The organism is Vibrio sp. 10N.261.54.A5, assembly GCF_041471145.1.
GTDB lineage: Bacteria > Pseudomonadota > Gammaproteobacteria > Enterobacterales > Vibrionaceae > Vibrio > Vibrio crassostreae_C.
Map to the genome: position 1 here is coordinate 76,032 of NZ_JBFRNU010000042.1, position 20,241 is coordinate 96,272.

Consider the following 20,241-nt stretch of genomic DNA (forward strand, 5'->3'; position numbering starts at 1 on the left):
AGCGCTTAATTGTCAAATGATTTGTGCAAAAACCAATCGTAGCCAAACAAACTTTGGTATGGAAAGGTCATCGCGGTTAAGATGGCGGGGATTCTAACAGCATTTTTAGACCAATGCTAATAAATATGCTTCTTAGGACAGGATAGTATTTATCCTCGCTTGAAAGTAATCAACCAGTGTCAGAGGTTTCTGTGAGTAAACGACTATTAAAGTCAGGCCTGATTGTCAGCGCAATGACTTTTGTTTCCCGTGTATTGGGGCTAGTACGTGATGTAGTAGTAGCAAATTTGATGGGGGCAGGAGCGAGTGCCGACGTATTTTTCTTCGCTAATAAAATTCCTAATTTCTTACGTCGACTTTTTGCAGAAGGTGCGTTTTCTCAAGCGTTTGTTCCTGTATTAACGGAATATCACGCCGCAGGTGATAAAGATAAGACACGAGATTTAATTGCTAAGGTGTCGGGGACGCTCGGGGTTTTAGTTTCTATTGTCACCGTCATCGGGGTATTGGGCTCTGGCGTGATCACCGCGATGTTTGGTGCGGGTTGGTTTATCGACTGGCTAAATGATGGCCCATCAGCACCCAAATTTGAGCTAGCGAGCTTTATGCTCAAGATTACCTTTCCTTATTTATGGTTTATCACCTTCGTCGCTTTATCTGGTGCCATTCTTAATACATTAGGTAAATTTGCGGTCTCTTCTTTTACTCCTGTGTTCTTGAACGTGATGATCATAGGCGCTGCATGGTTTATCTCACCTAATTTAGAACAACCAGAAATTGGTTTGGCTATTGGTGTGTTTCTTGGTGGCTTAGTCCAATTCCTTTTCCAAATGCCTTTCTTGATCAAAGCGGGTGTGTTGGTTAAGCCGAAGTGGGGATGGAGAGACCCGGGTGTGGTTAAGATCCGCACATTAATGATCCCTGCTCTGTTCGGTGTATCGGTCAGCCAAATCAACTTATTGTTTGATACCTTTATTGCCAGCTTCCTCGCAACAGGCTCTATCAGTTGGTTGTACTACTCAGACCGACTGCTTGAATTTCCTCTCGGTTTATTCGGTATCGCGATTGCGACTGTCATTCTTCCTGCTTTGTCTCGTAAACACGTAGATGCTCAAGGGGAAGGGTTCGCGCATACCATGGATTGGGGCGTGCGCATGGTGTTGCTGCTTGGTATTCCTGCGATGTTAGGTCTTATCGTTTTAGCTAAACCCATGTTGATGGTGCTATTTATGCGTGGTGAGTTCTCTCCACACGATGTACAGCAAGCATCGATGTCATTGGTAGCTTACGCATCAGGCTTGCTTAATTTCATGCTGATTAAAGTTTTAGCTCCGGGCTATTACTCTCGCCAAGATACCAAAACACCGGTTAAGTACGGCATTATCGCTATGGTGACCAATATGGTGTTTAACGCGATCTTTGCTTATTTTTATGGCTATGTGGGTTTGGCGATTGCGACGGCACTGTCTGCCTTTGTGAATATGGCCTTGTTATATCGAGGATTGCACCTTGCGGGTGTGTATCAATTAACTAAGACAACCTTGTTGTTCAGTGCCAAATTAATTATCTCAGGTGTGGTGATGGTAGCGGCTATTTTATGGCAGCTGGATAATATGCAACATTGGCTTGAATGGAGCTTTAGCCAGAGAGCGCTGACATTAACTGGCTTGATTGGACTTGGTGGCTTTGTTTATATTGTTTCGGTACTGATTTTAGGTATCCGAGTAAAACATTTAAAAGCAGCGACAGATTAATACTGATTAGTATATAATCCGTCGGTTTCACACAATAAATGATGCAAATAACAGGTTTTAGCTGATCATAATGGAACTGATCCGAGGTATACACAATATTAAAGCGCAGCATCATGGCTGTGTATTAACCATAGGTAACTTCGATGGTGTTCATTTAGGACATCAAGAGGTTTTGAGTCAGGTTTCTAAACAAGCTGCAGCATTAGGGCTACCTTCTGTTGTTATGACGTTTGAACCGCAGCCTATGGAGCTGTTTGCCCGAGATAGAGCGCCAGCACGTTTAACTCGTTTACGAGACAAATACGTGCAACTGAGTAAGCTAGATATCAGTCGCTTATTGTGTGTTAATTTTAATCAGTATTTTGCAAGTTTATCCGCGGAAGCATTCATTAAGGATCTTTTGGTTGATAAGCTTGGTGTGAAGTTCTTGGTGGTTGGTGACGATTTTTGCTTTGGTAAAGGTCGTACCGGTAATTTCGCTATGCTCAAAGAGGCGGGCGAGAAGTACGGTTTTGAGGTGGTCAGCACCCAAAGCTATTGCTTAAACCAATTACGAGTAAGCAGTACTGAGATACGAAATGCATTAGCGGTCGATGACTTGGCTGCAAGTGCTACCATGTTAGGACGTGATTACAGTATTAGTGGTCGAGTGTCCCATGGTCGAAAACTAGGGAGAACTATCGGTTTCCCTACCGCTAATATTCCATTAAAGCGTTGTGTTTCTCCTGTATCGGGAGTGTATGTTGTTGAAGCTTTGGATATCGACGGTGTTCCTGTCGGTGGCGTTGCTAATATTGGACAACGACCAACAGTTAATGGGGTAAGGCAGCAATTGGAAGTGCATTTTTTTGACTTTAAAGCCAATTTATATGGTAAACAGTTAGAAGTACGACTTTTGCACAAACTGCGCGACGAGATAAAATTTGAATCGTTCGACGCACTAAAGAATCAAATAGAATTGGATGCTGAAGCCGCAAGGGTGTGGCTGCTTCAGCTAAAGAATTAATCGGATGATTCCACCGATTAACATAATGTCTAACTTCGCCCAATATAACGGAATTAAGAATCGATGAGTGATTATAAAGATACCCTGAACTTACCAGAAACAGGGTTCCCAATGCGCGGCAATCTGGCAAATCGTGAGCCAGAAATGCTGAAGCGTTGGTACAAAGAAGATCTTTACGGCGAAATCCGTAAGGCAAAGAAAGGTAAAAAATCTTTCGTACTGCATGATGGCCCTCCATACGCGAACGGCGATATTCACATTGGCCACGCGCTGAATAAGATTCTTAAAGACATTATTATCAAATCTAAGACCCTTTCTGGTTTTGATGCACCGTACATCCCTGGTTGGGACTGTCACGGTCTTCCAATCGAGCTAATGGTTGAGAAGAAGAAAGGTAAGCCTGGTCAGAAGATTTCGGCGGCTGAATTCCGCGAAGAGTGTCGAAAGTACGCTGCGGGTCAAGTTGAAGGTCAGAAAGAGAGCTTCAAACGTCTTGGCATCATGGGCGAGTGGGACAAACCTTATCGCACTATGGATTTTGGCACAGAAGCGAACATCATTCGTTCTCTTGGCAAAATCGCAGACAAAGGTCACCTTCTTAAAGGTTTCAAACCCGTTCACTGGTGTACTGATTGTGGTTCTGCTCTGGCTGAAGCTGAAGTTGAATACAAAGATAAAGTTTCTCCATCTATCGATGTGAAATTTACAGCAGCTGACGAAGCGGCGCTTCTAGAGAAATTTACTCTAGCTGAAGGTCATGCGGGTCAAGGCGAAATTTCTATCGTTATCTGGACAACAACACCATGGACTCTGCCTGCTAACCGCGCAGTATGTCTACGTGATGATCTTGAATACGTGCTTATCCAAGTTGAAGCGAATGGCGACCAGCCTGCTCAACGTATCGTTGTTGCTTCTGAACTAGCAAAAGACGTAATGGATCGTGCAGGTATCGAGCACTTCCACAACCTTGGTTTTGCTACAGGTGCTGATCTTGAGCTTTCTCAGTTCAACCACCCGTTCTACGACTTTACTGTTCCTGCAGTTCTTGGCGATCACGTAACAACAGATTCAGGTACTGGTGTGGTTCACACTGCGCCTGGTCACGGTCAAGAAGATTTCGTGGTTGGTAAAAAGTACAACCTAGAAATCGCTAACCCAGTTGGTTCTAACGGCGTTTACCTGCCAGATACAGAGCTATTTGCTGGTCAGCACGTATTCAAAGCGAACGACTCTGTTTTAGAAGTTCTAAAAGAGAAAGGTGCACTTCTGCATCACCACGCTTACGAGCACAGCTACCCACACTGTTGGAGACACAAAACTCCAATCATCTTCCGCGCAACACCACAATGGTTCATCTCTATGGATCAAGCTGGCCTACGTGCTAAAGCACTAGAGTCAATCAAGAGTGTTGAGTGGTTGCCTGAATGGGGTCAAAGCCGTATCGAAGGCATGGTTGAAGGTCGTCCTGAGTGGTGTATCTCTCGTCAACGTACTTGGGGTGTGCCAATTGCTTTGTTTGTTCATAAAGAAACAGCAGAACTTCACCCAGAAAGCCCAGCGCTTATTGAAAAAGTTGCGAAGCTAGTTGAAGAGAAAGGCATTCAAGCTTGGTGGGATGTAGACGCTGCTGAACTTATGGGCGCAGAAGACGCTGATAAGTACGAAAAAGTAATGGATACGCTAGACGTATGGTTCGACTCAGGTGTTACGCACTTCTCTGTTGTTGATTCTCGTGAAGAGTACAACTTCCCGAACGAAGAGCGCACTCACAGTGCTGATCTTTACCTTGAAGGTTCAGACCAACACCGTGGCTGGTTCCAGTCTTCTCTAATTTCATCTATCGCGATGAAAGACGAAGCACCGTACAAGCAAGTACTAACGCACGGTTTCGTAGTGGATGGTAACGGCCGTAAGATGTCTAAATCTATCGGTAACGTTGTTGCTCCTAAAGACGTAACTAACAAGCTAGGTGCAGATATCCTGCGTCTATGGGTTGCTTCTACAGACTACACGGGTGAAGTTGCGGTTTCTGATGAAATCCTGAAGCGTTCAGCGGATGCTTACCGTCGTATTCGTAACACGGCTCGTTTCTTCCTAGCGAACTTGAACGGTTTCAACCCTGAAACTGACCTAGTTCCTGCTGAAGAGATGGTTGCACTTGATCGCTGGGCTGTTGGCCGTGCTCAAGCTGCACAAGAAGAGATTGTTAAAGCATACGGCGAGTACAACACTCACGGTGTGACTCAACGTCTAATGCAGTTCTGTTCTATCGAAATGGGTTCTTTCTACCTAGACGTAATCAAAGACCGTCAGTACACAGCGAAGCAGGGCAGCCATGCTCAACGTAGCTGTCAGACTGCGCTTTACTACATCGTAGAAGCTCTAGTTCGTTGGATGGCACCTATCATGTCGTTCACTGCAGATGAAATCTGGAACGAGATGCCTGGTCAACGTGACAAGTTCGTATTCACTGGTGAGTGGTTCGAAGGTCTATTTGGTCTTGCTGAAGGCGAAGAGCTAAGCAACGAGTTCTGGGCTGAAATCCAAACCGTTCGTGGCGCAGTGAACAAGCTTCTTGAAGACGCTCGTAAAGAGAAAACAATCGGTGGTGCATTGCAAGCTGAAGTTACTCTATACGCTGACGACGCACTAGCGGCTAAGATCAACAAGCTAGAAGATGAGCTACGTTTCGTACTTATCACTTCTGCTGCGGTTGTTAAGCCACTGAGCGAGAAGTCTGATGCGGCTCAAGCGACAGACGTTGAAGGTCTATTCGTTGAAGTAGCGGCGACTGAAGCTGAGAAGTGTGACCGTTGCTGGCACCACACTCCAGATGTAGGCACTATCGAAGGTCACGAGAAAGTTTGTGGTCGTTGTGTGTCGAACATTGACGGTGAAGGCGAAGTGCGTAAATTCGCATAACCGCTCAGAGAAAGACTGAACTTTTTGTAAAAATCATAGCCCCAGTATCAACTGGGGTTATTTTTAGTTATAGGAAATGTGTTTAACCAAGTTGGTAATCAAGGTCACTTAAAGTGACTAACAATGAATACCAACTTCGTAAATACTAGGAATAGAAATGAGTGAAGTTTCGTTAAAACAATCTGGTGTACGTTGGTTATGGCTGGCTCTATTGGTCTTCTTGGCTGATATCGGCATTAAACTCTTTGTCATGGACAATATGGGTTATGGTTGGGCAAACCGTATTGAGGTGCTGCCATTCTTTAACTTTTTGTACGTGCATAACTACGGTGCAGCGTTTAGCTTCTTGAGTGATCAAAGTGGTTGGCAGCGTTGGTTATTTACGGGTATCGCATTTGCGGTAACAGGTATGCTGACGTACTGGATGAGCAAACTACCAGCAACAGAGAAGTGGAATAACATTGCTTATGCGATCATCATTGGTGGTGCAGTAGGTAATGTGTTTGACCGAGTCGTACATGGCTTTGTTGTCGATTACTTAGACTTCTACTGGGGCACTTACCACTGGCCTGCATTTAACTTAGCGGATATGGGAATCTGTATCGGTGCTGCGATGATCATCTTAGATGGTTTCCGTAAGAAAGACGAAAGCAAATAGCTTGCTTCAAAGTCAGTCTATGACTCACAGAATAGAATAGCCCTAAGCGCTGTCGGTTGATTCCGACGGCGCTTTTTTTTATGCTTCAGTCAACAAGGAAGCAAAGCACAGCGCATCCTCAAATAATAAAGAAGTCTAAGGAAAGTAACGTGGCAGCAATTAAAAATGATTCAGCAGTAACTCTACATTTTACGATTAAAATGAAGGATGGTTCAGTTGCCGATAGTACGGAGAACATGGGCAAACCAGCGAAGTTCGTCATGGGTGATGGCAGCCTAAGTGAGAACTTTGAAGCGTGCTTACTTGGACTTGAAGCCGGCACTGAAAAGTCTATCGAACTGAAGGCGGAAGACGCGTTTGGTATGCCAAACCCAGATCATATTCACTATATGGATCGTGCTAAGTTTGTTGGCGACTCTGAAGTTGAAGTGGGCACTATCATGGCATTTTCAGGTCCTGACGGTATGGAAATTCCAGGTATTATTACTGAGATCGCAGGTGATTCAGTGACGGTTGATTTTAATCACCCACTCGCTGGTCAAGACGTTAGCTTTGACGTCAATATCTTAACGGTAGAATAACTCTCTTAACGTTAGAATAGCTGTCTTCACGCTAGAATAAGATAGCCTTACAGCTGTGATCTCACCCAGAGCTTCACTGTCTAGACGCTTCACTGTAGAATGCGAACCTCGCTGACGGCGAACTCTATAGAAGCAACCTTAGTACCGCGGTAAATGATGAGCAATGAAATGAAAATAATGTTAGCTAACCCTCGTGGCTTTTGTGCCGGTGTCGATCGTGCGATCAGCATCGTAGAGCGTGCACTCGAAATGTATCAGCCACCGATCTATGTTCGCCATGAAGTGGTACACAACCGCTTTGTTGTTGAGGGGCTCAAGCAGCGTGGTGCTATTTTTGTCGAAGAACTGAGTGAGGTGCCAGACGACAACATCGTGATCTTTTCGGCTCACGGTGTTTCTCAAGCGGTTCGTAAAGAAGCGAAAGAGCGTGAGTTAACGGTATTTGATGCGACGTGTCCTTTGGTGACTAAAGTTCATATGGAGGTTGCTCGTGCGAGCCGCAAACATATGGAAGTGGTACTGATTGGCCACGCAGGTCACCCTGAAGTGGAAGGCACTATGGGTCAGTACGCGAGCCAAACTGGTGGTATGTACTTGGTTGAAAGACCAGAGGACGTACAGAACCTCGTGGTGAATGATCCAAGTAACCTGCACTATGTTAGCCAAACTACGCTATCAGTAGATGAAACTGCAGATGTGATTGAAGAGCTACGTCGAGTGTTCCCTGAGATTCAAGGCCCACGTAAAGACGACATCTGTTACGCGACTCAAAACCGTCAAGACGCTGTGCGTGAGATGGCGAATGACGTTGATGTGGTGATAGTGGTTGGTTCTAAGAACTCATCGAATTCAACTCGTCTAAAAGAGCTAGCTGAGAAACTAGGCACACCAGGCTACCTAACTGACTGTCCTGAAGACATTCAAACCGAGTGGGTTGAAGGGAAAAAGAAAATCGGTGTAACAGCCGGTGCTTCTGCTCCTGAAGAGCTGGTAAACCAAATTCTAGATCGTATTCGTGAGCTAGGTGCGACTGACGTTGAAGAGATTCAAGGTCGTGAAGAGAACATGTTCTTTGAAGTACCAAAAGAGCTACAGATTAAGCAAGTCGACTAATCTCTATTGATTGGTGACAAGATCGATGCGTAACACTATCGATTTGCAAACACTATCGATTTGCAAACACTATTGATTTGTAAACAGCAGGAAGCCAACGTTGATACGTTGGCTTTTTTGATCGTGCTTTGGAACAAGGCGTCTAATTCTAACGCGTTACTGGAGACCGAGTTGCTCTTTTAAAGTCTTTAAATAACGACGACTCACCGGGACTTCAAAGCCAGTCAGGGTAATGATCTCGGCTAATCCATTCTCTAGTAACTTGATCTCTTGGATCGATTTTATGTTGATCAAATATTGTCGATGGCAGCGGATCAAATCGGTCTTTTCTTCCAAGATCTTCAGGGTTAGTTGCGAGGTTGCTGTTTGTGATGAGCTACGAACATGCACGCCACTGATATCAGAATAGGCGCATTCAACCGTTTGGCTTGCCATGATCACAATGCGGTTATGACCAATACACGGAATCTGCTCTAAGTGGCAGGGAGCAATCGCAGAGATGTCTTGTGCTGGCGCTTTCTGATTCTGCTTGATGACCTTATTCAGACGGCAAACACTCTTGTTTAATCGACAAGGTTCGACGGGTTTGAGTAGGTAGTCAAAGGCATTGTCTTCAAAGGCTTGAATCGCATATTGATCGTAGGCGGTCACAAACACCACATAAGGCATGGTTTCCGGGTCAAGCATGCTCAGCAATTCAATCCCAGTAACCTGAGGCATTTGAATGTCCAAATACACCACGTCAGGCTTGAGAAGGTTGATTTGCTTTAGCCCTTCAATTGCATTACTCGCTTGGCCAATGACTTCCACTTCTCCTGTTTCAGTCAGCAGCTCAATCAGCTCTTCGCGAGCAAAAAGCTCATCATCGATAACTAGTGCCTTTAACATCCTACAATCTTCATCTTGGTTCTATCCCTGCTTGGTTCACGCTTATCTTTTAAATGTCTGCTTCTAAATGTTTCAACTCGGAGCGATCCGTCTCCGAAAATACCATTATTTGAGTATAGGTATGATAAAGCTCATTCGAGTAAATTGCTGTGGTTGAGATTCTATTTTTAGTGCTGAATCTTGTCCAAAGAAATTAGTGAGTCGTTTATCAACAATTTCCATCCCTAATCCTACATGATCTTGAGATGGCTTCTGATAATTACCTGCATTGTCTTCAACGGTTAACTTGAACCCACCCTCGAAAGCCTCGCTAGAGATCTTTACTTTACCGCCTTCCAACATATTAGATATCCCATGTTTGATGGCGTTTTCTACCAGCGGTTGCAGGGTAAAGCTCGGCAATTGAGATTCATATAACTGCGGGTCGATATCCCATTCCACTTCTAGTCGATCGGTAAAGCGTGCTTTCTCTATGGTCAGGTAAGCGTTGACGTGTGCCAGTTCGTCTTTGAGCTTCACGGTGTTGATGTTCTGCTTTAGGTTGCTTCTAAAGAAGTGAGACAGGTGTTGAATCAACTCTCGAGCTTTATCTGGGTCACGACGTGTTACTGCGCTGATAGTATTAAGCGCATTGAACAAGAAGTGCGGGTTCACTTGAGCGTGCAGCAGTTTGATTTCTGCTTGTGTCAGTAGCGTTTGCTGCTGCTGGTAGTTGCTAAATAGGATCTGGCTCGATAATAGTTGAGCGATACCTTCACCCATCGACATATTGATAGTTGAGAATAGTTTCAGCTTTGGCTCATAGAGCTTGATGGTGCCGACCACTTCGTTACCCGCGCGCAATGGAATAATCAACGCAGAACCCAATTTACAATCCTGCGACAAGGAGCATTGGTATGGGTTCTCTTTGCCGTCAAGGTAGATGATGTCGTTCTTTTCCATCGAGGTGAGGGTACTTTGCGATGAAATAGGGGTATTTGGAATATGGTGCTCATCGCCAATGCCGACGAACGCGAGGATTTTTTCTCGGTCGGTAATCGCCACGGCACCAACATTAGTTTCTTCATAAACGATACGCACGATCTTTTGTGCGTTATCGGAAGTGAAGCCGCCATGCAGAATACCTACCGAACGCTCGGCAATAGTAAGTGCGCGGCGTGAGAAGGTGGCGGAGTATTTCTCGAAGATGGTCTTTCTGTCTTGGATGATGCTCATGAACAGTGCTGCACCCACAGAGTTGGCAATGATCATTGGCGCGGCAATATCGGAAACAAGCGCGTAGGACTGCTCAAATGGTTTGGCGACTGCGAGCAGAATCAACATTTGAATAATTTCTGCAAATAGGGTGACAGAGAACACTACCAGCGGATTAAACAGCTGACTGGCTTTGTTCTTTCTGACTAAGTACACATGCAGCAGGCCACCAATCAAGCCTTCTGCTGTCGTTGAGATAGCACAAGCTAAGTCCGTAAATCCACCCAATGAATAGCGATGAATCCCGCCAGTAAAGCCGACCGCAAAGCCAACTACAGGACCACCAAACAAACCGCCCATTACCGCGCCCATCGCTCGCGTGTTGGCGATGGCATCATTGATTTGCAGTCCGAAATAGGTGCCCATAATACAGAATAGGGAGAACAGAACGTAGCAGCTGATCTTATGGCCTAAGCGTGAAGAGATGCTCAACAAAGGGAGAATCAGTGGGGTTTTACTCAGCATGTAAGCAATCACTAAGTAGACGCAGGTTTGTTGCAGCAGAGAGAGAATGAGTTCCATATTTTCACCTATTGAGACGCTTGTTAAGTGTAAAGCTCATTGCTTGGTAACGGTAGCTTTGCTTGTGTTTTAGTAGCCTATATTCGCTTCCCAGAGTCGAAAGCACTAACGCCTACAAACAATAAAGCCCATCACAGTGGACGGGCTTTAGTCTTAGGTTCCACGAATCACTGAGTGATTACGGGAGCAAGCGAAGTTGTGTTTGGCTGTTCTTTTATCTCTTTCTATGAAGATTGGTCTCTTGTTCCCAAGAGCCTTAAAGAACTAGGCTGTTTTGGTGACGCCTTTTGCTTCTTTCTCTTCTTCATCAGCTAGGTCGATATCGCCTTTGCCTTTTGAAATTTTAATAACGTAAGCCGCAACACCTAGCGCACTCACCACACCAATGATGGTTGAGATTTGCATTGGTAGACCGAAGCCCAGTTGGCTGTTGTTCAGGATGAATGTGATACACACAGACGTCATGAAGATAGCTGGAACTGTTGTTACCCAGTGCAGTTTGTTGTGGCGAAGTAGGTAAGCTGAAGCTGTCCACAGCATCATTACGGCTGTTGATTGGTTAGCAAAACCGAAGTAGCGCCAGATGATACCGAAATCAACTTGAGTCAGGATGCCACCGATAACGAACAGTGGTAACGCCATTAGTAGACGGTTACGCAGTGTTTTCTGTTCCATGTTGAAGTATTCAGCAAGGATAAGACGGCTTGAACGGAACGCTGTGTCACCAGAAGTGATTGGTAGGATAACCACGCCAAGGAAAGCAAGGATACCGCCAAATACACCCAGTAGACCAAATGAAGCGCTGTATACCACGTTACCTGGGCCGCCGTTTGCAATTGCGTCAGACAGAGACTCAACCGAACCGAAGAAAGACAGAGCAAGTGCACACCAGATTAGAGCGATGATGCCTTCACCAATCATTGCGCCGTAGAATACGAAGCGACCGTTCTTCTCGTTTTCCATACAACGCGCCATCAGAGGAGACTGAGTGGCGTGGAAGCCAGAGATAGCACCACATGCGATAGTGATGAAGAGAGCAGGCCAAAGTGGTAGGTCATTCGGGTTCATGTTGGTGAACATGTCGCTGATCTCAAAGCCCCCCATGATTTGGTGTTCGTCAGATAGACCAATCGCAGTGATTAGGCCAACAGACATAAAGATAAGCAGTGCACCGAACAGTGGGTAGAAGCGACCAATGATTTTATCGACAGGGACAATCGTTGCGATGATGTAGTAAGCAAAGATGATAACAACCATCGTAGTTGCAGACATCGCGAAATCAGTTTGGTCGTTCACTAGGTTAGTGATCATACCTGCTGGAGCAGATACGAATACCACACCAACAAGAAGCAGTAGAACAATGGCAAAGATGTTCATAAAGTGTTTTGCGCCATTGCCTAGGTAACGTCCAGTGATGGTTGGAACCGAAGCTCCGCCATTACGGATAGATAACATACCTGAGAAGTAGTCGTGTACTGCACCTGCGAAGATACAACCTAGAACGATCCAAAGCATTGCTGCTGGACCATAAAGGGCACCCATGATAGGGCCGAAGATTGGACCTACACCTGCGATGTTAAGCAGCTGAACTAGGTAAACCTTTGGTGTCGACATTGGAACGTAGTCCACGCCATCTTGCTTAGTGTGAGCAGGTGTTTGGCGTTTTTCATTGATACCGAAAATCTTCTCGATAAAGGTACCGTAAATAAAGTAGCCACCAATGAGTGCTGCGACACAGGTAAGAAACCACATCATAATTTGTTATCCCTGAATGTATTAATTAAGTCAGGGTGTATATTAAAGGAGTCGATGAGAAGAAACTTCCGCTACGAGAGTGAGTGGTCGAATAGCCAATTTAGCGGTGTTATAACTGATTTAGTGGTTTGTTCACTGTGCTGAGTGGCCGATATTTCTATCGAGAGGCCTATTAGCTCTATAGAGAGGTTGTTTGAGTTGGCTTAACGGCGACTATTGATTCTGAGTGGTCGGAATGAACCTAAAGTGGCGAACATTAGACAATAAGTGGACATCGATAGGCGTTCAGTGGAGAATCACCACAAAGGCAGCGCTTCGTCAGAAAGTGGTGAAGTAACAATATAAAGGATTGAAATGAAAAAAATAATCGTACTATTCGCCGTGGCATTTAGCCTTGCAGGATGCAGCGCCAATGTTCAAGATTTAGCAGCTGAAGGCAATTGGCAAGAGATTGGCTATCGTGATGGTATCAAAGGCCACACTCAGCGTTCGTATTCAGAGATGACTGAGCTTGGCGCAGTCGATCAAGCGAGTTACACAGAAGGTTATCACCTAGGTGTGACTGAATATTGTAATCCGAACCATGCTTATCAGATTGGTTTATCTGGTCAGGTGTATGAAGGCGTGTGTTCTGGTACGGAAGACGCTCAACGTTTCCGTATGGAATGGCAACGCGGCTGGGACGAGTTCTCAAACGACTATTAAGCCCAAGCTAGCCATAAAAAATTAAAACTAAAAAAAGACCAGTACCGCGTGTGTGCTGGTCTTTTTGTATGTCGTTGAAGTAGCTGTCTAAATGAGAAGCTACAAGCCAAATTAAGATTACTGATTATTCTCGACGGCTTTTCTCAAGAAGCCATTTTGCTTATCAAGCTGAGCCTTGGCTAACTCTAAATCTAGCCCTGTTAGAATCATCAAAATAGATAACTTCACATCGTAATCAGTCGCTTTAAGTGTCGACACCGCCAGTGCTTTATCGCACTCCGTTGCTTGGATAACGATACGAGCGGCGCGGGCAACCAACTTTTCATTGGTCGCTTTTACGTCGACCATAAGGTTTTGGTAGCTCTTACCAATGCGAATCATGCTGGCAGTGGTCAGCATATTAAGCACCAGCTTTTGTGCTGTACCTGATTTGAGTCGTGTTGAACCAGTCAATGCTTCTGGGCCAACCACCGGGCTAATTGCGATTTGAGCCATTTCAGCAATTGGAGAGTCAGGGTTACAAGATAATGCAACCGTTACTGCGCCAAGCTGATTGGCATAGTTGAGTGCACCAATCACGTAAGGTGTGCGACCGCTCGCAGCAATACCTACCACGATATCATTTTCTGAAAACTGAATCGCTTTCAGATCTTCAATGCCGAGAGTTAGCGAGTCTTCTGCACCTTCTTTGGCTTTTAAAATCGCCTCTGGTCCGCCTGCAATTAAGCCGATAACCATTTTGTCCGAAACACCGAAAGTCGGTGGGCATTCTGAGGCGTCTAACACACCTAATCGACCACTGGTGCCTGCGCCCATATAAATCAGTCGACCACCGTTTTGAAAGGCATGAGCAATTTTATCGACCGCTTTCGCGATCTGTGGCAGTTCCGCTTCAATCGCCAGCGGGACTTGCTTGTCTTGTTGGTTAATCTTTTCAACCACTTCGAGAGAGGTGAGCAGATCAATATCCATAGTGTCAGGGTTTCTCCCCTCCGAAACGAGGTGCGAGAGCGCTGATATGAGAGCGTCGTTACTCATAATGATCCTTAAATGGTGATTCTAAAATGATGGTTCTAAAGTTGTTTAGTCAGCACGATAGAGAACGCCTAGAGAGGCCGCTCTGCTTGCGCCAGTCACTTCTGGTAAATTGCTTGGCAGTTGATGAATATGACGTTGAGCAAGCCACGCAAAAGCCATCGCTTCCATGTAATCGGCGTCCACGCCTTTACTGGTGGTTGAGTCAACCTCCCAACTTGGAAGCAGTTCAGACAGCCTCTTCATCAACAATGGATTTCGTGTACCACCGCCACACACATACAGTGCAGGCTGGTCACCCAAGCGATAAGTCTCCACTTCATTGGCTATCGTCAATGCGGTGTATTCACAAAGCGTGCGCTGAACATCTTCTACTGCAAGATCTTTAAATTCTGTTAATTGTTGCTCTAGCCAAGGTAGGTTGAATAGTTCTCTACCAGTACTTTTCGGTGGCATTTGAGATAGATAAGACTCATTTAACAACTGTTCGAGTAAAGCTTGATTGAGTTGACCTTTAAGCGCAAATTGCGCATCACGGTCAAACTTCTCACCCGTGTGTTTATCAACCCAAGCGTCCATCAACATATTGCCCGGACCTGTATCATAACCAAGCGTTGGCTGATTAGGGCGCAGCACTGAAATATTCGAGATACCACCAATATTCAACACCACAACCGAGCTGTCTTGCGGGTGGAAAATCGTATGGTGGAAGGCGGGGACTAATGGCGCACCTTGTCCGCCTAATGCCATGTCTTTACGTCTGAAATCAGCAACCGTTTGAATCTGTGTTTTAGCGGCAATGATGTTGGCATCACCCAACTGCATGGTAAATGGAAATTCGCCTGTTGGCTGGTGGAACACCGTTTGACCATGATTACCTATCGCAGTTACAGAAGATGCTGGTGTGCCTGACTTTTCGAGAAGTTGCAAAACCGCATCGCCAAACAGATGGCCAAGCTGGTGGTCGAGTTCTCCAATGGCAATTAAATCGGTTTTCTGACCAATACAAACTTCAAGCAGACGCGCTTTGAGGTCGTCAGGCATTGGGAACTCATCATGAGCAAGCAATGTGATGCGCGTATCTTCAATCGACACTAAGGCAGTATCAACACCGTCCATACTCGTCCCTGACATCACACCGATATACAGTTCTTTATGATCCATTTCTAAGCTCTTGCACTGCATTCTTAAAGTCTTCCACAGATTGGTTTAAAAACATTGTAAAGCAAATTTAAAGAGAATAATCTCGGGAAGTTTATGAAATTAGGTTTAATAAGGGATAAATATGGGACCGTTGTGGGTTGATGTTGCAGGCTACGAACTGACTGCGGAAGACAAAGAAATTTTAGAGCACCCAACTGTTGGTGGTCTCATCTTATTTGCTCGAAACTACCACGATAGCAAACAGTTATCGGCGTTAAACAAAGAAATTCGCAAGGTAGCGAAACGTCCTATTTTGATTGGTGTCGATCAAGAAGGTGGCCGAGTTCAGCGCTTCCGCGATGGCTTTTCAATTATCCCAGCTGCTCAGGAATTTGCGACCAAGAATAACGGTGAACATTTAGCAGAACAGGCTGGCTGGCTGATGGCGGCAGAATTGATTGCCCATGATATCGATCTGAGCTTTGCGCCAGTATTAGACAAAGGCCACGAGTGTAAAGCGATTGGTAGCCGAGCGTTTGGTGAAGATATTGATACCATTGTTCGTCATAGCAGCGCTTTCATCAAAGGCATGAAGTCGGTTGGCATGGCGACGACAGGCAAGCACTTCCCTGGACATGGTGGCGTGATTGCTGACTCACACTTAGAGACGCCATATGACCCTAGAGACGACATCTTCGAAACCGATATGGCAATCTTCAAGGCGCAAATTGAAGCTGGAATATTGGATGCCATGATGCCAGCTCACGTGGTTTTCTCTCACTATGATGATCAACCTGCGAGTGGTTCACAGTATTGGCTACAGAAAGTATTGAAGCAGCAGCTTGGGTTTAAAGGCTTGGTGTTCTCTGACGATTTAACGATGGAAGGCGCTGCCATTATGGGCGGACCAGCCGACAGAGCGAAAGCGGCCTTGAATGCAGGTTGTGACATGGTGTTGATGTGTAATAAACGAGATGCACAAATTGAAGCTCTGGATCACTTAGCGATTCAAGAGGTGCCTTTAGCCAACTCATTGCTTAAAAAACACAGCTTTGATTTGTCGACACTTCACTCGGATGCTAGGTGGAAAGAGACCTCAGAGACGATTAAGCGAATGCTAGGCAGTGAGTGATAAATAAACACATTATAATTTTAGATAAGGCGATATGATAAATATCGCCTTTTTTGTATGTGTGATCCGTGGTTTAAACCTATTTATCTCTTAGAGTGAGCCAAATTCAATGTGTAAAATAAAATTTACACTTAATGTTTTTTATTGTTTACACTTGCAATCGTTTTTTTAGCTGTTATTGTGTTTTTAAAGATTGTTAACCCAAACGGAAATGTTGGGTGTAAAAATAAATATACAGGTTGAGTTATGCAGAAAAGTGAATTAAGCAATGTCAATATCATCGACGAACAGGTACTGATTACTCCTGAGGAGTTAAAAGCAAAACTGCCTTTGAGTGATAATGCTCGTCGTTTCATTCAAGAGTCTCGTCAAACTATCGCAAACATCATTCATAAGAAAGATCATCGCATGCTTGTTGTATGTGGCCCATGTTCTATCCATGACATTGAAGCTGCGAAAGAGTACGCGAAACGCCTTAAAGCCTTATCTGAGCAACTTAGCGATCAACTGTATATTGTTATGCGTGTTTACTTTGAGAAACCTCGTACCACTGTAGGTTGGAAAGGTTTGATCAATGACCCGCATCTAGACGGCACTTTCGATATTGAGCATGGTCTGCATGTTGGTCGTGAGCTACTTGTTGAACTCGCTGAGATGGAAATTCCATTGGCGACTGAAGCATTAGATCCAATCAGCCCGCAATACCTAGCAGATACCTTCAGCTGGGCAGCTATCGGCGCACGTACGACTGAATCTCAAACTCACCGTGAGATGGCAAGTGGTCTTTCAATGCCAATCGGTTTTAAAAACGGTACCGATGGCAACCTAGGCACTGCAATCAATGCAATGCAGGCGGCTTCTTCTAGCCACCGTTTCATGGGTATCAGCCGCGAAGGTCAAGTTGCACTACTAACAACGCAAGGTAACCCAAATGGTCACGTGATTTTACGTGGCGGTAAGCAGACGAACTACGATTCAGTATCGGTACACGAATGTGAGCAAGAGCTGGGTAAATCTGGCTTAGAGGCCGCGCTAATGGTCGACTGTAGCCACGCGAACTCTCGTAAAGATTTCCGTCGCCAACCTTTAGTTGCAGAAGATGTGATTCACCAAATTCGTGAAGGCAACAAATCGATTATCGGCCTTATGATTGAAAGCCATATTAACGAAGGAAACCAATCTTCGGATATACCTCTCAATGAGATGAAATACGGCGTTTCTATTACCGACGCGTGTATCAATTGGGATTCAACTGAGGCACTATTGAAACATGCACATACGGAATTAGTCCCGTTCTTAGAGAACCGCTTGAAAGGTTAGTCAGAGTTTTAAATTTAAGTGCCTCATCTAATGGGGCATTTTAAGATCTGTTGCTAGCGAACCTACGTGATTGTGGGCTGATAGATTGGCACGGGCTTATAGATTAGTAAGGAATAAAATGGCCGTTGAACTGAACGAATTACGCGACCAAATCGATGCTGTCGATAAACAAATGTTGGATTTACTGGCTCAACGCCTTGCTCTAGTAGAGAAAGTAGGCGAAGTAAAAAGTGAACATGGTTTACCTATTTATGTACCAGAGCGTGAAGCTGCGATGCTGGCATCTCGTCGTCAAGAAGCTGAGAAAATAGGGGTTCCACCACAGTTAATCGAAGATATTTTGCGTCGTACTATGCGTGAGTCTTATGCCAGCGAGAAAGATTCTGGCTTTAAGTGTCTTAACCCAGAGTTACGTTCAGTGGTTATCGTTGGTGGTAATGGTCAACTTGGTGGCTTGTTTGGGCGTATGTTCAAACTGTCTGGCTACGAAGTAAAAATCCTTGGCAGCCAAGATTGGGATCAGGCCGACGAAATCTTAGATAATGCTGGGCTTGTGGTTGTTACGGTTCCAATTCACCTAACGGAAGGTGTGATTGCGAAGCTAGGTAATCTACCAAGCGATTGTATTCTATGTGATTTGACGTCAATTAAATCTAAACCTCTACAAGCAATGATGAACATGCATCAAGGCCCAGTAGTTGGATTGCACCCAATGTTTGGTCCTGATGTTCCTAGCCTTGCTAAGCAGGTGATTGTTTACAGTGATGGTCGTGGTTCTGAAAGTTACCAATGGCTACTGAATCAATTTGGTATTTGGGGCGCGAGCCTTTGCCAGATGGATGCAGCTGAACACGATCACGGCATGACCTTGATTCAAGCACTTCGTCACTTCACCTCTTTTGCTTACGGCTTGCACCTGAGTAAAGAGAACCCGAACATTGATCAACTTCTGAAACTAAGCTCGCCAATCTACCGACTTGAGATTGCGATGGTTGGTCGTCTGTTTGCTCAAGACCCGAACTTGTACGGCGATATCATTCTTTCTTCGGATGAGAATATTGAGATGATTCGACGCTTCCATAGCTGTTTCGGAGAAGCGTTAGAAATTCTAGATGGCAAAGATAAGGCTAAGTTTGTTGAGAGCTTCAACCAAGTGAGTGATTGGTTTGGTGACTACTCACAACAATTCTTGCAAGAGAGCCAAAGTCTTCTAAAACAAGCACATGACTCGATTCATCGTGGTTAATACTGATTTGAAATCATAAAAAAGAGCGACCATCTGGTCGCTCTTTTTGTTTGTGCTGAACGCTATGAAAGCATTTTGCCTACAGTAGACTAAAAGCAATTAGATCATCATAGGCCAAATCAACAGGTCTTAGCTATTAACAACTAGTTAGCCATTAACAACTAGTTAGTCGTGATAGGTTTTTTGCTATCTTCACTCGATACGGTGTCGATGGTCGAGCTAATGTAAGGCACGTTAGTCAGGTTGATCTGCAAGCGAACCACATTATCAATCAGCTGAACTAGTGGGCCCCACTTAACCTTTTTCTCTTTCTCGAACACGTAGTTGAAGTTTTCCGGTGTCCAATCCATCAAGTATTGAGGGTTCAATGAACGACCAAGGAAGCGTACTTCATAATGCAAGTGTGGGCCGGTTGAGTTACCTGAGTTACCACAGCTCGCAATCACATCGCCTTTACTCACAAACTGACCGCTACGTACCTTGAACTTCTGTAGGTGCGCATAAGAACTCATGAAACCAAACGAGTGACGCATAGTAATAAAGTTGCCGAAGCCTTTTTTACTTGGGCGTACCGTTTCAATGACTCCATCTGCGGGCGCGACAATATCTTCACCACGCTTACACGTTAGATCGATACCAGTATGTACATGGCGTTTCCCTGAAATAGGGTTAGTGCGGCTACCATAAGAAGAAGATATACGTTGATAAGCCATCGGACTGTCGTTTGGAATCAAGCGGAACATTGTGGCTCTTACTGCTGAATCGACTGCAGCCGCATCAATGCGATCTTCTAAAGAAATATCATCGGTAAGCAGATCTTCATCAGCAAGACCCAGTACTGATTCCACATCGAATACACGCTTACCAAGTAGCTGAATCGTGCCTTCTTTCTCGGTCAGTGTTTGCGATAGCGAATGGTTGGTTTCTACTTGCTCAGCATAAAGAAATTCTGTTTGTTCTTTTTCAACAATCAGTGTTTCAATCAACTGTTGGGCATCACCCGCTTGCAGTGCGAGTTCTTGTTTACTCTCGAAGTGCATGTACGCCGCTCCGCCAATCAATAGCGGTACTGAAAAAATGGCAGTAGTGCAAATGAGCACGGCTTTACGGCCGAAGTAAAACGTCTGTTCCCCCTGACTGGAGGGAATAGTAATGGATAGTTTTTTAGACATGGTTCTGTATTAACTAAATGCTTCTAATAGAAAAA

At 44.9% G+C, this 20,241-nt stretch carries 16 protein-coding genes; 10 read left to right on the forward strand and 6 right to left on the reverse strand.

What is annotated here, in order from left to right; all coding sequences use genetic code 11:
- The first annotated feature begins 191 nt into the window (after positions 1 to 191).
- The 6 genes from murJ (at position 192) to ispH (ending at position 8,034) form a co-directional block, all read left to right on the forward strand.
- Positions 192 to 1,754 carry a murein biosynthesis integral membrane protein MurJ gene (gene murJ, locus AB4329_RS13085; protein WP_032545655.1) on the forward strand — a complete coding sequence of 521 codons (1,563 nt, stop codon included), beginning with the start codon at positions 192 to 194 and terminating at the stop codon, positions 1,752 to 1,754.
- A 70-nt stretch (positions 1,755 to 1,824) separates the two neighbouring features.
- Positions 1,825 to 2,760, forward strand: a complete 936-nt coding sequence (gene ribF / locus AB4329_RS13090) for a bifunctional riboflavin kinase/FAD synthetase (RefSeq protein WP_017062867.1) — start codon at positions 1,825 to 1,827, stop codon at positions 2,758 to 2,760.
- Positions 2,761 to 2,823: 63 nt separating this feature from the next.
- Complete coding sequence (gene ileS / locus AB4329_RS13095; RefSeq protein ID WP_372115682.1) at positions 2,824 to 5,682, forward strand: isoleucine--tRNA ligase; 2,859 nt, start codon at positions 2,824 to 2,826, stop codon at positions 5,680 to 5,682.
- Between the two features lie 157 nt (positions 5,683 to 5,839).
- Complete coding sequence (gene lspA / locus AB4329_RS13100; protein ID WP_004739521.1) at positions 5,840 to 6,340, forward strand: signal peptidase II; 501 nt, start codon at positions 5,840 to 5,842, stop codon at positions 6,338 to 6,340.
- A 149-nt stretch (positions 6,341 to 6,489) separates the two neighbouring features.
- Entirely contained in the window at positions 6,490 to 6,921 is a 432-nt protein-coding gene (fkpB, locus tag AB4329_RS13105) for an FKBP-type peptidyl-prolyl cis-trans isomerase (RefSeq protein ID WP_017059345.1), read from the forward strand.
- A 156-nt stretch (positions 6,922 to 7,077) separates the two neighbouring features.
- On the forward strand, positions 7,078 to 8,034 hold the full coding sequence (ispH, locus tag AB4329_RS13110; RefSeq protein WP_029235087.1) for a 4-hydroxy-3-methylbut-2-enyl diphosphate reductase: 957 nt from the start codon (positions 7,078 to 7,080) through the stop codon (positions 8,032 to 8,034).
- A gap of 156 nt (positions 8,035 to 8,190) precedes the next feature.
- On the opposite strand, the gene btsR is transcribed toward ispH, so the two are convergent.
- The 3 genes from btsR to AB4329_RS13125 form a co-directional block, all read right to left on the reverse strand.
- Entirely contained in the window at positions 8,191 to 8,922 is a 732-nt protein-coding gene (gene btsR / locus AB4329_RS13115) for a two-component system response regulator BtsR (protein WP_055319044.1), read from the reverse strand.
- A gap of 105 nt (positions 8,923 to 9,027) precedes the next feature.
- Positions 9,028 to 10,698, reverse strand: coding sequence for a sensor histidine kinase (locus tag AB4329_RS13120; protein ID WP_017071388.1), 1,671 nt, complete (start codon positions 10,696 to 10,698; stop codon positions 9,028 to 9,030).
- A 264-nt stretch (positions 10,699 to 10,962) separates the two neighbouring features.
- Positions 10,963 to 12,453: a carbon starvation protein A gene (locus AB4329_RS13125; protein ID WP_017062863.1), complete on the reverse strand. Its 1,491-nt coding sequence runs from the start codon at positions 12,451 to 12,453 to the stop codon at positions 10,963 to 10,965.
- Positions 12,454 to 12,807: 354 nt separating this feature from the next.
- Here AB4329_RS13125 and AB4329_RS13130 point away from each other — a divergent pair, with 354 nt between their 5' ends.
- Positions 12,808 to 13,158 carry a DUF2799 domain-containing protein gene (locus AB4329_RS13130; RefSeq protein ID WP_017059350.1) on the forward strand — a complete coding sequence of 117 codons (351 nt, stop codon included), beginning with the start codon at positions 12,808 to 12,810 and terminating at the stop codon, positions 13,156 to 13,158.
- Between the two features lie 117 nt (positions 13,159 to 13,275).
- Here AB4329_RS13130 and murQ read toward each other — a convergent pair whose 3' ends face one another.
- Complete coding sequence (gene murQ, locus AB4329_RS13135; RefSeq protein ID WP_372138489.1) at positions 13,276 to 14,196, reverse strand: N-acetylmuramic acid 6-phosphate etherase; 921 nt, start codon at positions 14,194 to 14,196, stop codon at positions 13,276 to 13,278.
- 45 nt (positions 14,197 to 14,241) lie between these two features.
- Positions 14,242 to 15,357 carry an anhydro-N-acetylmuramic acid kinase gene (locus AB4329_RS13140; protein ID WP_372138490.1) on the reverse strand — a complete coding sequence of 372 codons (1,116 nt, stop codon included), beginning with the start codon at positions 15,355 to 15,357 and terminating at the stop codon, positions 14,242 to 14,244.
- 121 nt (positions 15,358 to 15,478) lie between these two features.
- On the opposite strand from AB4329_RS13140, the gene nagZ reads away from it, so the two are divergent.
- The 3 genes from nagZ to tyrA all read left to right on the forward strand — a co-directional run bounded on the left by nagZ (position 15,479) and on the right by tyrA (position 19,034).
- Complete coding sequence (nagZ, locus tag AB4329_RS13145; protein ID WP_372138491.1) at positions 15,479 to 16,468, forward strand: beta-N-acetylhexosaminidase; 990 nt, start codon at positions 15,479 to 15,481, stop codon at positions 16,466 to 16,468.
- 246 nt (positions 16,469 to 16,714) lie between these two features.
- Positions 16,715 to 17,788 (forward strand): 3-deoxy-7-phosphoheptulonate synthase, encoded by a 1,074-nt coding sequence (locus tag AB4329_RS13150; protein ID WP_017059354.1) that lies wholly within the window; start codon positions 16,715 to 16,717, stop codon positions 17,786 to 17,788.
- A 118-nt stretch (positions 17,789 to 17,906) separates the two neighbouring features.
- Complete coding sequence (gene tyrA / locus AB4329_RS13155) at positions 17,907 to 19,034, forward strand: bifunctional chorismate mutase/prephenate dehydrogenase (RefSeq protein ID WP_372138493.1); 1,128 nt, start codon at positions 17,907 to 17,909, stop codon at positions 19,032 to 19,034.
- A gap of 161 nt (positions 19,035 to 19,195) precedes the next feature.
- On the opposite strand, the gene AB4329_RS13160 is transcribed toward tyrA, so the two are convergent.
- Positions 19,196 to 20,206 carry a M23 family metallopeptidase gene (locus tag AB4329_RS13160; protein ID WP_029235086.1) on the reverse strand — a complete coding sequence of 337 codons (1,011 nt, stop codon included), beginning with the start codon at positions 20,204 to 20,206 and terminating at the stop codon, positions 19,196 to 19,198.
- Between the last annotated feature and the right edge of the window lie 35 nt (positions 20,207 to 20,241).